Here is a 13,542-nt window from a genome sequence, read left to right as displayed (position 1 = left end):
ATTCAGTTATCTTTTATTTATAATGTTTTAAAACTAGTTTGAGCGCCGTAAGAAACTCCTGCAGAATTTATGGCATAAGCTCTAACATAATAGGTCGTCGCAGTTTGTAATCCTGAGATTGAATAAGAAACAGTACCCGTTCCAGTACCATTATTATTGTACATACTACTAATTATCGTAGGATTTACGTTAGTGCTATAACATATTCCTTTGGAGCTAATTGCTCCTCCACCATCAGCCGTTACGCTTCCAGTTGCAAAAGCCCCGTTCTTTGTTATAGATGTTATGTTTATTGAACCTACTGTTGCTAGTTTTATACTTACAGTGGTAAAACTGATTTGGTTACCGTATGCTGTACCGGCTTGATTTGTAGCGAAAGTACGGAGGTAATAAGTTATTCCGGGGTTTAAGTTGGGTATATCAGCAGTGAAAGCTCCTAAACCGCCTGCGACATTAATCCGGCTGTCCGAAATTGTTGGTGTTGGACTTGTATTCCAGCAAAATCCTTTTGTTGTTACGGTACCACCTCCTGTTGCATTAACTGTACCAATGGCCGATGCACTGGTTAAAGTAATATTAGTTACACTGCTTGTTGTTACGCTAGCCAGTTGATAATCAATTGTTTTAAGCTGTACTTGTTCGCTGTAGATAACCTCATTTTTGCTTTGAGAATAAGCACGTACAAAGTAATTTGTTCCAGGTATCAAATTTGATAAATTGACAGAAAATGATCCTTCACCTGAGCCTCCGCTTTTTTGTTGTGCACTGTTTAAAATAGGATTTGTAGCTGTAGACCAACATATTCCCTTATCAACAATATCTCCGTTTATTCCCCCTTCAGCTTTCGCTGTTGCCGTAGCGCCGATCTGGGTAATCGCAGATAAGTTAGGTTTACTTATTTCTATTTTAGTATTGGTATTTAATGGCAAGGCAGGATCTTTTGTGCAACTTATAGTTAATCCGATAACCATAAATAATATTGAGGTTATTTTTTTGTGTAAATTCATCTTTTAAAATTTCTAAAAATTAAATCCGATTCCGATATTAAAATCGGTGTATTTAAACTGTATGGAGCTAACTCCCCCTATTAGGTTTAGAAACGCGAATCTTAACATTATTCCGCCTTCAATTTCAGCTCCTTTAAAACTATTGTTAATATTTTCTGCATAACTGCTAGACAAAGGGAATGAGCTGTGATATTGATACTGATTAATTCCCCACAAAAATCTTCTTTTACCATAGCCACCACCCAAGTAGCCAGAAATGATATTCTTGCCTAAGAATAAACCAATAGTATAGGCAGTTCTTTCGCTAACTATATTTCCGTTATAACTATAATAACCCGGAACATTATAAGCAGTTAAAGAAGTATTATTTGTTTTGAATGGAGCATTGGTAGATTTACTGCTGAATTTTGCTTTCGCAAACCAGCCGAATTTTTTACCTCTTCCTATTGTAACATTAAAGTTGTTGCTTTTACCAACTGTTGAAACATTATTAAAAACAATACCTCCATTAATAAAAAAACGCGCTTGATTAGTTTTTGTATCATTTGGGTGGGTTTGAGTAGAAGTGCCCTTAACGATAACATTTTTACTCAAAAACTCAGTGTTGTTACAATTACCCTCTGCCCTTACCGAAAAAACATCACCTGAATATATTCGACCTGTATTAATGCTCTGCCCAGTTCCAATCATCCTCCTGTTGATGCCGCTGCCTTTATACCATACCCATTTAGCCTCTGTTGCCAAATAGCCACCATGGACTATTAAAGTAGTTTCACTACCATATTCTATGTTTGCGATCCCGTCTATTGCAATAGGTATAATTGATTTATTGGTTACATTAATCTGAAAAGATTGGCATGAAGTTTTATCAACACCATCTTCTGCCCGCACAAAATAAGTAGTTGTTTTTATAGGAGATACATTAATAGCTTCTCCCTCTCCGATTTTTTCTCCGTCGCAATTGTTTGCATACCAGATCCATTTGGCTGCCCCAACTAATTTACCTCCGTTAATATTTAGTGTAACGTTTTGTTCTCCTTCACAAATTTGAGACCTACCATAAATGGCCTTGGGAGCAATACTTTTCTGGTTAACATTAATTTTTGTCGAAATACAATTAGTAACATTCTTGCCTTCAGCACGTACAAAAAGATTAAAGCTATGGTCTGGGGTGATGGTTAACTTTGTTCCGGTACCAATTAATTTGCTCCCACAATTGCCATAATACCACCTCCAGCTGTCACCCTGTGCGAGATTTCCTCCTTCTAATGTGAGAGTAGTAGATTCTCCCGAGTTAAGTTCTGTGTTACCACTTATTGCAATTGGCTCCATCGATAATTGTGAACTTGGCTTATATGATCCTATCTCGGGTAGACTTTTAGATATCCTTACATCGTTAGAATAGTTAGCCATCTTTTTTGCAGAAAAAGCATTGTTTGGCGGTGTAAAGATACCCGGCTTTGTACTGTTGTTAATCAATAAACTGTTTAACTGTGTTTTTAATTCATTGTTACAGTTAAAGAAATCGAACCGCCAGTTAATATAATAGTTTCTTTTCTTGCCAATCCTAGTGACTTTATACCTATAATAAGATTGATTGTCTCCATTGTTATATGAGTTTGGAGAGATTAAATATTCGATTTCAACCGTAATGTTTTTATCGGAATGGAGAATGCCCTTTGGTTGCCACTTTGATTGTGACATTAATGGTTTGCTAAATATGAGACAAACCAGAGCCATAAAAATATATTTTAACATAAGTTAAGACGGAAAAATTTAGGAGGTAAAAATTATAGTGTTTGTTATATTGATTTGATATAAAATGATCTATTAGTAGGTATCAATATGAAGTGGCCCCAAGCAAAGAGATTTGGTAAATGGATTACTAGGCGATCTTGTTGATTCTTGCTTTACTTCATAATAGTATTGAATGCTGTTAGCGATTATTTTTCCTCTTTTACCAGATAATGCATATTGACCAGGTTGCGGAATGAAGATGGATTCCCAATCACTCCATTCGCCATCTTTAATTTTAGCTATTCTAAAAAAAAGTTTAACACTATCCGATCTTACCGTGACACTTACCTGCGTATTTTGATCGATACAGGTGCTAACCTGTAATTCTTTTTTAGTTTTCTTAAGCGGCTTTAGTTTTTTTTTAGGTACAATGACAGTGGTGCTTGTAATTGCCAAAGAGTCTATTGTTGAAGTATCTGTTTCTGCCTGAAATTCTGTTTTTGGATGAATGGCATATAATGGCCCAGTGTTAGCAGAAAACAGAGTCAATGTTATAGCTGCCGGAACTACTGCCAGTAAGCTTATTCTTGGATTTAACTTGAATTTACGGCAGGCAATAACACTACCAATCCCAATGCCAATAAAACATCCAATAAATAACCACATCAATATGGGCGAATTAGCTCCTGAGGCACTTAAAATATTGTCTATAATAACAAACGTATTGTAAGTAATCGCACCAAAAAAATTATGAAGAACACTAATAAAAAAAAGCAAAGCAACTATATATTTCCAAAAGTTACTTTTCTGTTGCTGAATAGGTTTAAATGTACTTTTCATATCTTTTCGATTTTTTTAACTTTTGGCCAAAGCAAAATGGGAATAGCAGCAGAAAGGATAAAAATGGCGATGTAAGCTACATGATTAGTTGGAACCTGGGCAGTGATATGGCTCCAGGCAATTTCGGGTGCGAGCCAGTTATTATCGCCATTGGCTGCGACAATGAGTATCCGGATAAAACCAAAAAAAATGCTAGTGAATAGGGAATACTTTAGCAAGTAGAATGAAAATGTTTTTAATGGAAAAACAGTTTTAACCGAAATGGGAATGCTCAGCGATTGATAATTGGTTTTGATATTAAGGTTTAAATTATACAACCTATTTTTTATCAATTTTAATGGATCTATATTTAAATGAAGAGTGATATCTTTTGCATGTTCTAAATCAAAAAAGCTAACATATCCTTGCTCGATTACAATTCCATCAATTTGTTGATCAAGTAACACAGTTGCTTTTACAAAGCCAGCATTACTTAATGAAACGGTAATGGGCTGCAAAAGTGGTTTTGATTCGATACCTAAAAAATTAAGTTGATCTACAGATACAGACAGGCTTGGTAATTCAACTTCAGGCTGGATAATTTCTATCAATTTTTGAATTAAGCTGCGAGATAGGTCATTTTGGTTTTTTTCGTGATCGATCAAAAATTTAGTTTGCTCAATGTATGCAGTGATTATAGCACCCCTACCTGTTCTTTCCAGCCATGTTAATATTTGTTCATCCTGTATCGATTTAATTAAAACCAGCCAAAGCCTACTTTCTTTTTTTGCTGCTTCTGCTATATCTTCGGGTGTATGGAATAACTCTTGCCCGATATAAAATGGGTATTCAGGATTAAATGAATAAATAAAATACAGAAAATCTTTAAAAGATTTTTCTTTGGGTAAAATACCGACTAGCTCAGGAAAGCATTGTTTAATCCACAATTGCAAATACCCTGTTGCAAACCGCTTATATATGGACTCAAAGAAATCGTAATCCTGCCAGCCCTTTTCAAGAAGATCGCTAAGTTTTGTAAAGAGCTCACCTTCAACTTTAAACGGCAAGCCTTTATTAAGTTGATAAATAATTTTCAGAAACCTTTTTTCTGCATCGGGTTCTGCATTATAGGTCTCTAGAAAAGACATGGTGAGGTCTACATTCTGATTACTGAGATAATTGATGTTTTCTTTAAGAAAAATATGATCCTCCAAATATCTGAGTGCCTTGGTATGGTTATTAAATAAAACTTCTCCCAACTTGCTCAAACTCTTTACCTCTTGGCCGAACAAATTAATAGGACGACCAACTACACGGTCTTTTCCCTCCCGTTCATCACGAAGCTTAGTCCAGTTAATGCTGTTATGGACTTCCTGCATTAAAAGGCCAAATTGCTGATTATCCAAACCTGCTGCTAAAGCTCGCTTTCTAGTTAAGAAAAGATCAGCATCATTAACCTCCCCCATACGATCTATTAATAGATCATGGATAATCTTTTTTATTTCGTACAGATCTTCCATTTAGATTGATTATTTAAAAGAGATTTTAGCCGGTTCAATAATTTCCCATTTTCCACCAGAAAGCGATAGTTGCCCTTCTTTTTCAGTTGTAATTTTTCCAAATGGCACTACATCATATACACAGGTTTTTTGGAGAAAATAATCTGCATTGGTTAATGCGTATTTTTGTGCGGCTGGGTTTTCGTTAACTTTAAAAGTTGCCTTGTTGGGCGATTGTAGCCTGATCTCGAAAATAGTTTCATTATTTTCGTCTTCTACTAATTCTGCTACAGAAAAGCCATCAATTAGATCGGCATATTTGGTATAAAAGCGTTCAGGTTGCCTAACTACTTTAGGCTTATCGATTTGCCACTCTATAGTATTTACATTATTTTGTTCTTCAGGAACAAATTCTTTTAACAGTGTTTCTTCTTTCAGCCTATGTATGCTCATTTCCTCTTCCAACTTAGCGTTCTTAATCTTTAAATCCTCTAATTCGGTATTCAATTGAGTCTTCTTCCACGTTGTATTTGCAACTTCACTTTTCATAAATGCCAGTTCCTTTTCCTTGCTTTTTTTATTTTTTAAAACAATGATCAGATAAACCAATAGGCATAGAATGATGATAGATTGCAAGTATCCTATATTTGATGGAGTAATAAGCTTTGTATCGCTAAATTGTGTAACCAATAATTGCGCCTTTAGCTGAAAAACAGATAACATTAAGATCAAAAAAAGGTAGATGGTTCTTTTATACATATTATTATGAGGGGTTAGATTCAGTTAATATTTTAGACAGCCTGTAAAGCGAATCTTTAAATGCAAAGAAGAAAAGCGATTCTGAAAGTTGGTTTTCACCATCCTGTTTTTGAAGGTCTTTCAGTACTTTTTTATAACTATCGTAAATAAGTCCTTCGCCATTAAAAATATCGCCGTTCCATTTTAGCGCATCAAGCACGAGCTTGGTATCCTTAATTTTAAAAGCATAGAGAAAATCTATAATTTGCTTATTACCTAAGGTGAGCTCTAAAAATCTGTTTACATTTTTTAAAACAGCCACATTAATTTCGCTATCCAAATCCTTTGTATCCTTAACAACAAATTCCTTAGTACTTGTTACATTGTCATTGGATGAGCCAGCGTAAACAAAGTCCTGATACTTTTTCCTTTGATCTTGATCAAAACTCTCGAAGGTTTGTCCACGGGGAACTTCAACAAACTGATCCTGAATATCGGCCTGAAAATATTCTATTGTACCGTTAGCCGTAATTACTTTTGGGTCATCATTAACGTGAACCCTAAAAGAAGTTTGTGATGCCTGATCAGAATATGCTTTGAATAGCAATTTTGTGAAATTATTCAATTCTGTTTCACTACCATTACATAACAGCTTTAGGTATTGGCTGCCTTTGCCCGTAAAAGAAAGATATCTTGGCAGAGGATACTTTTTTGATTCTATTACCTGACAGATATGATAAACTATTGCACTATAATGTATGTATAAAACAATTGAAAGGTTAGTATTCCCGCTTGTTATCGAGTCGCTAAACTTCATGCTCTTATCATATCTAAATAGCAAACTTACTAAGTCATCAGAACTGAGGTTATTATCAAGCTGTACCTTTTCAAGGTATAATTTTGCTTTGCCTTCAATATTATTTGCCTGTTTATACTGGAGATAATTTTTAATAAATCCATTATCTTTTAAGCTTCCTTTATGGCCACTTCCCCAGATATCACTTCCTGCAAATCTAAATGATGTGGTGAGGTATTTGTCTTTCCTATTACCTGTTGATTCCATAAACATCATGATATCGGTAGTACCACCACCAATGTCTACATTGATTACATTAGCACCTTCTTGTATACCACTATCATTTTTAGTAAGGAAGAAATACGGAGCTACAGATTCTTTAATGGGGTCTGCGAGCTGTTGCACTTTTGATGGAGGAGATACGGGAAAAATACTGATGTAGGATTCTTTAATAATCTTTTCCAGTTCTGCCTTTGTCATTTTATCCATTGACGATGGAATTGACCAGAGCACATCCAATTGATCTGGATGACAGAAATTAAGAATTGCTTTTGTCTTGATATGTAAAAGTAATTGCTTAATAAAAAACGAAACCCTTGCTTTATTTGATTGATTTTTGGTTGGATCGGAATTACTTTCCAATAACCATTTGAGGTTGGTAGTGTAGATAGAATTACTGGCAAGTTGTTCTTCACTTTCTATATTAAATCCGATATTGATGTGTCCAAACAATTCAGCTTTTTCTTTATCGAGATTATTGAATGAGGACACCTCGCATGTTGCAGTTTTAAAAGGGAATGATACTGTTGAGTTTTTATTTGTTTTAAGAATAATACTTGGGATAAACTCTCTGTTTCGCGTCAATGCTGCCTCTGGAATAGAACCAAAACTGTTATTATAACGCTCACCCAAATCACTCGATTCAATAGGTTCGTTCAACATTATCATCTGTTGGTCTGCCTCGTTAATTTCAAATGGCAGGGGCAAAGAAGAGTTATTCTGCTTAAAAGCAATATGAGTATTCGATGTGCCAAAATCGATTGCAAAGGTCATAGCCTTATTAAGATTCAATTTGTTATAAGTCCGGCCTTCAAAATTAGGAATGATGATTCCCCCTATTTCTGCCTGATTGTTCAGATATCTTATCTCTAAATAATCAAAAGATTCTTTGAGGTTATAGTACCTGGATGTAGCCAAAGCTGTACCTTCTGTATCAGCAGAAGTTGAACGCTGTGTAGAGGAGGCTTTGATCTTATCAGCGTGGTTGTTGTCTGTATACACTACTCCATCATAAGTATAGAAATTAAGTGCTTCTAATTTAAGCACATCATTACGCTCGGCCAGCAGTACCGTAAAATCGTTAAGGAATTGATATTTTGGATCGATTTCGTTGATCTTATAAAAAGGGAATATGCCAATATCTGCCTTACACTTAAGAATCTGTTTAGGAGAATAAGTTTTTACGAAAGCGATTTCACTAACACCCTTTTTATTGTTAACCGGTACTTTTAAAGTTACGGTTACATCGTTGTTTACTATTTTGATATCGAGGTTTCTTTTCAGATCATCAAAATTGAAAAAATTGAAATATTCCTTTTTGATGGGAAGCAGGCATTTAAAATCGCCATTTACACTAGTAAAGAATTTACTTTTATTGATTTTAAAAGGCATTTCCATTAGGGTGTCTTCCAAAAAATCTTCAGTGGTGATAAATGGATACGTTACTGTTAAGGAATCTCCCTGAGGTAGTTTTCTTTCGAATAATGGTGTATGCTGATGAAGATAATACCGGATTTTAGTTGTAGAATCCCAGGCAGCATTTTCTTCCATGTAATCGCCGGGTAGGTTCATCCCATCTACCAATACAAGAGGGGGTTCTACCTTTACATTATTCCTTTCTTTATCTTTCTGATTCGCGTACTTATCATTCGATGCCCTGATTACAAAATCGCTTACCAGCCTGATCTTTTTGCGTTTTACCTCTTCACTCTGGTGATAAAAGTATATTCCATTTACAGTTAATAGCTTGCCACCAATATTGGTTTTAAGCGCCAGGTACTCATTATTTAGGTTGTTGGTCTCATTTTTAGCCCAATCCATAAACTTATGCTGGAGGTCGGGAAAATGGTTCTCGATGGTTTTGTTGATGTATTGTTTCAAACCCATACACTTTTCAAATCCTTTTGGATTTTTCAGCAGGATTTTATATAAATACTCTACAAATGACCGATCGCGTTCAAACAAAGCCTTGTAGTCATCGCTGAAAAAAGTACCGCCATCGTTTCCTTTCGGAAGATGTGCAATCTGTTTATCGGTTACATAACGGTCCCAGTTTGGAGAAGTAAAAAACAACGTAAGTGGCGAAGTGCCACCCATAAGCTTATTCTCGTAATAAATCAGGTAGATGCTTTCGGTTCCAGCAAATTCAGATTGTGCCGAATGTCCATCAAAAACAAGTGAAAAAGCTTTAGCAAGAAGTTGATGAGGGTGGTTTTTTGCTGTTGCACTAAGCTTGTTCAGATTTTCTTGCACACGCCACTCTTTGAACCATATTTTCTTGCCTGGTCCGATATCTGATTCGTTGGTATTAAATAAAAGCTGCATCATGTCCAAACAATCCGATACCAATTGATGATAAGTAGATGATCCTTTTAAGGTTGCTTGATTATCTGAAGAAACCATTTGAAAAGCGGTTTCAAAAAGCTCCATTCTAGCCATTGGAGATGGGATTGATGTTCCTATCTTGGATTTACCGCGTCTGGCAAAAGTTTCGCGGATTTCAAAGTGATCTACTTTTATCTGATTGGTAAGTGACCAGCACTTTACCTCATTAGGATTGAAACCTCCGTATTTTCTAAATGTATATGCCATATCTTTATACTGTCATTGTTGGTAATGAATCTAAAATCTTATAACATTCTTGTGCAATTTGGTTAAGGAGCTGTAGCAATCTTTTCTCCTTTTCAGGATCTGGTATCGACTTTTTAAGTTCATCTTCTATCTTGCCTAACTTTTCTTTAATAAAAAGCTCGCTCAGGCCTGCGTTTACAGTTACACCAAGTACTTTTTTAATGGGAATAATTTTGCCCGTTATAAATGAATTAAGCTCCGCGTTTAATTGAAAGGGTTCAAATTTTCTTTCGTTATCTGACATTTCTTTAAGCCATCCTTTAAAATGGGTACCTAGAAATGTTGATAAAGTCTGATAAAAAATATCTGAATGAATTTTATCTGCTAACAGATCTTTATAAAAAGCCATATCTTTAAACTTTGGAAAATAATCCAGGTAAATTTTCATGGCATAGGAAAACAAAGCCAAAGGCTCCATAATCTGTTTGGAAGACCACTCATAAAAATGTCTGAAATCTATAGCAGCAGTTTCCTGGATAATACCGTAATCAAAATATTTTGTGATATTATTCTGATTAAGTATTTCATCAGGTTTGTTGATAAAATCGATAACTGCTGTTGCTCCTATCAACTCAACCAAGTGTGCAGGATCTAACTGTGCATCGCCACCGGCATTATATTCATATTGTTTGATCGGATTATCCCAAACATGGTAAAGGGCATTCAGTTTGCCTGCAAGGTGTTTAGCATAATAGGTTAGAGCAGCCTCTGTTTTGGCATCAAAACTTCCTGATTTGATATTGCCGTCGCCGCCAGCCTTAGTTTTATCAGCAATTTTATAATAGGGCATAACCGTTAGTGCACCAAGTTTGATATCACGTAACCTATCATCACTCTTAATTAGTTTAATTAATTGCGGAAATCCTGAAGAGCCTGTACCACCGAAAATTGAGCTTATTATAAATATCCTATCATCTGATTTTATACTTTTTGCTACAAACTGATATTCTTTAAGGGTAGATAAACTATTAAAAACCACGCATCCTATATTAGGATTTCCTTTAAAACCTTCATCTAGGCGTAAATTCAGTTCGGTATTATCGAAATTGGCATGGCTTGATGGTGTATCATCATACAACGCCCTTAAAAAATCCATGGTTACATCATTAACCAATTCTTCTTTCGGATCGATGTATTTGATAAAGGAAGTTTCGAGGTTATCGAATTTGAGTTGAAAGGAGTCATCAATCTTTTCTGCTCCGTCATTTTGGAATGAACTTAAAGTGTTAAGATTTGTATTAAAAAAGCCTGTTGCAATATCAGAACCATCAGCATTTTTTTTGGCGGTATAAGCTTTCTTCCTGATCGTCTTATAGGCTTCGAGAGCTTTTAGCGTTCGGGTAGTGTCAGCATTTTTCGCATCAACATCAATAATAACCGGTATAACCTTGTCGGTATCATTAAGTTTTGTACCTGCTGCCAATAACATGGTTAACGAACGGACTACTCTTGCCCCTGTACCACCAATGCCGAAAATAAATGTATTTCTAATCATGATTTCTTTAATTAAAAAGGCGTACGTTTTGCAAAAATGGAGAGCCTTTTGAGTACAGTTGAAAGGATAAAAAACAGTATCGCAGCCAGGATGCCATTCATGAGAGAGAACCGGAACATATAACTATCAGATTCTCCGATTACTTTAATAGCGCTGGTAAATGCAAATACAACTGCAATTATTGCCGTGAGTAATAGCGTAAATATCCAATGTCCTGTTTTAAAGAACACAGGCTTCCAGCGGCCCAATAAAAGGTAAAATATGGCCGTAATAATGACAACGATAATTAAGGTTGGTACGCCAACATTATCGTAAACTTCATCAACATAATCCGGAACGCTATGGTGTACACCCGAAATGAGTTGGTAAAGGTTTGAAAAGATACTTAAAAGCATAATTGTTATTGGTTAATTTGAAATTTTAGATCAATGAAATTTTTATCGGTATTGTTATAGGCTTCCATAATGCCATTAACCAGATACTGAAAAGCGAAGGTCTTTTTGCCTAATGTTTTTACCTGTTTATCATCCATAGTACTCCAGTTTTGATACCAGGTATCATACTGTAAGGGTAGGGTAATTTGTAATGAGGCATTTTCTAATTGAATATTCTTAATGGTTACTTTAATGATGTGTGTAGCCTGTGCAAAAAAAGTTTTCTGTTTATTGCTTTTCAATCTATCCGCACTGCCTTTTACTGATACGGTAACCGCTGCAGTACAGCCTTTTTGATTAAGTTTTAAATTTTTAGCAATGTATTCAGGTTTTTGAGCATAGGGTGGCAGGGTACTTAAATCTACCGCAGCATAAAATTCCTGAGGATTATTTTTAGCGGTCTTGACGTTTTCAATACCTACATCGCTTTGTTTGTTATCGCTTTTGATTAGTGCCCACTCGCCAACCATACCTAACTGGGTAAGGATGTGATATTGGTTAACCATATTATCGATTAGGCCAAAATGCAAAGATTGTTCTGGTTTGAAATCGGTAATCCTTATCAGTTTCTCGTCGAAAACTGGTAAAATATTATTTTTTGCAATTACCCATATATAGAAAGGTCTTACCGTTCCAGGAAGTTTTGTTTTTACATTCTGATAATCATAATACGTTCCAAAAAACTGTGAGCTGAAAGCATATAAGCTAGCTGCCTGCTTATTGTTTTTTAGATCTATAAAGGTAGAGTAGATGTTGTTTTTCAATGTACTACTAGCCGATGTTTTGTTTATTGAGGGATTTGCTTTTACTACTTTATTGGGAAAAGAAAGAATACAATCGGAAATGAAAATGGAAACATCCTCACCTTTTGTATTTAATGCTATCTTTTTAAAAATTTCGTGAAGCTGGGAGCTTTTATCTATAGCAAGTTTGGTTGTTGCGATGTGGCTACTGAATGCTGTTGCATTATTAGGAAAACTTCGGATGGTATCTGATATAAAGTTGATGCTAGTCGGAGAAATTTCTTTATCAATTTTTACCGCCAGATCAGTTACAATCTGTTTATATTCTGTGTTGCCACCAAAGTATCCATTCATACTTGCTGATGTTTCGAGATATAGCCTTACCTTGCCAATTGTTGGCAATATTGGACAGCCTTTTGGTCTCTTTCCTTTTATATTAATGCATTGATCTACTTGATCATTTGCTCCATCTCCATCTATTGTTTTGCAATTGATACATAGGCAGGTAAGGAACGTATAGAAAAAGAAAAATTTTACCTTTCCATATTGAGAATGAGATTTTTTCATGAGATTAGTAAATATTGGATGAAAATATTTTTTGATTTGTGAATAGGATATTCAGGTCTTTATAAATCTTTCCGAAATTTCATTTTCTAGGAGTAGGTTACCTTCTGGTAATATCATCGTCATGCTGTCGTCAACATGATTTTTGAAAAGATGGAATCCGTTTCTACAATTTCTATATCGATATTTCAATGCTTTAAATCCTTCGAGCAGGCCTTCTTGTTCAGTAACTTGATAAACGTGCTTAGAGCAGCTTAATCTGAAAATACATTTATACCTTTTATTTTTAGGAAATACTGCCCAGTAAATTCTAATAAGCGAGAGTAAAATTATTTTCATAAGCCTACTTTGCTAAAAACAATCATTTGATAGGAAGCTAAATAACCTGGCTTGGCACCTAATCCAAAACAACCTGGATCAGGTTTTACATATGTCGAAACACTTTCCAATCTGATGTATTCCCAACCTTGAGTTTGATATCGTTTGATTAGCTTTTCCAATTGATTAGCTACAGTAATTGTTGTTTCATTTTTTTGATCTAAGGTTGCAGTAAAGGGTACCACTTTGTATTCCATAATACTTTGTTTTTTAAGTTTATGGTTCAAAAATAGATATGCAGAAAGGCTATCCCTTACGGGAAACCGTAAAATGAAAAACAATTTTAAAAATGATATAGCTTGATTGATAGTTAGTTATGTGCCTGTAAGAAAAGGGATGGCTTCTCTCCGCAAGCGCAAATCTACCTAGACAAATTAGTTTTGCTGGGCACTTTTTGGGTTCGCTACTGCATTGCGTTTCGC

The 13,542-nt window shown here is 35.2% G+C and carries 11 protein-coding genes; all 11 read right to left on the bottom strand.

What is annotated here, in order from left to right:
- Positions 1–17: 17 nt before the first annotated feature.
- Positions 18–1,007 (bottom strand): hypothetical protein, encoded by a 990-nt coding sequence (locus tag ACFSR6_RS20720; RefSeq protein ID WP_379082519.1) that lies wholly within the window; start codon positions 1,005–1,007, stop codon positions 18–20.
- A gap of 12 nt (positions 1,008–1,019) precedes the next feature.
- A complete protein-coding gene (locus ACFSR6_RS20715) occupies positions 1,020–2,765 on the bottom strand; it encodes an Ig-like domain-containing protein (protein WP_379082516.1) in 1,746 nt (581 codons plus the stop codon).
- 72 nt (positions 2,766–2,837) lie between these two features.
- Positions 2,838–3,584, bottom strand: coding sequence for a hypothetical protein (locus ACFSR6_RS20710; RefSeq protein WP_379082513.1), 747 nt, complete (start codon positions 3,582–3,584; stop codon positions 2,838–2,840).
- Complete coding sequence (locus ACFSR6_RS20705; RefSeq protein ID WP_379082510.1) at positions 3,581–5,083, bottom strand: hypothetical protein; 1,503 nt, start codon at positions 5,081–5,083, stop codon at positions 3,581–3,583. The genes ACFSR6_RS20710 and ACFSR6_RS20705 overlap by 4 nt, the downstream gene beginning before the upstream one ends.
- A gap of 9 nt (positions 5,084–5,092) precedes the next feature.
- A complete protein-coding gene (locus tag ACFSR6_RS20700) occupies positions 5,093–5,752 on the bottom strand; it encodes a hypothetical protein (RefSeq protein ID WP_379082508.1) in 660 nt (219 codons plus the stop codon).
- A gap of 73 nt (positions 5,753–5,825) precedes the next feature.
- Positions 5,826–9,467 (bottom strand): hypothetical protein, encoded by a 3,642-nt coding sequence (locus tag ACFSR6_RS20695; protein ID WP_379082506.1) that lies wholly within the window; start codon positions 9,465–9,467, stop codon positions 5,826–5,828.
- A gap of 4 nt (positions 9,468–9,471) precedes the next feature.
- Positions 9,472–11,001, bottom strand: a complete 1,530-nt coding sequence (locus tag ACFSR6_RS20690; protein WP_379082503.1) for a hypothetical protein — start codon at positions 10,999–11,001, stop codon at positions 9,472–9,474.
- Between the two features lie 11 nt (positions 11,002–11,012).
- On the bottom strand, positions 11,013–11,396 hold the full coding sequence (locus ACFSR6_RS20685) for a hypothetical protein (protein WP_379082501.1): 384 nt from the start codon (positions 11,394–11,396) through the stop codon (positions 11,013–11,015).
- A gap of 5 nt (positions 11,397–11,401) precedes the next feature.
- Positions 11,402–12,745 (bottom strand): hypothetical protein, encoded by a 1,344-nt coding sequence (locus ACFSR6_RS20680; RefSeq protein ID WP_379082498.1) that lies wholly within the window; start codon positions 12,743–12,745, stop codon positions 11,402–11,404.
- A gap of 51 nt (positions 12,746–12,796) precedes the next feature.
- Positions 12,797–13,081 (bottom strand): membrane protein insertion efficiency factor YidD, encoded by a 285-nt coding sequence (gene yidD / locus ACFSR6_RS20675; protein WP_379082495.1) that lies wholly within the window; start codon positions 13,079–13,081, stop codon positions 12,797–12,799.
- Positions 13,078–13,317: a hypothetical protein gene (locus tag ACFSR6_RS20670; protein WP_379082493.1), complete on the bottom strand. Its 240-nt coding sequence runs from the start codon at positions 13,315–13,317 to the stop codon at positions 13,078–13,080. Before ACFSR6_RS20670 ends, yidD begins: the two co-directional genes overlap by 4 nt.
- Between the last annotated feature and the right edge of the window lie 225 nt (positions 13,318–13,542).

The sequence above is a fragment of the Pedobacter vanadiisoli genome (assembly GCF_042684385.1).
Classification (GTDB): Bacteria; Bacteroidota; Bacteroidia; order Sphingobacteriales; family Sphingobacteriaceae; genus Pedobacter; species Pedobacter vanadiisoli.
This window is presented reverse-complemented; position numbering and strand designations above follow the sequence as displayed.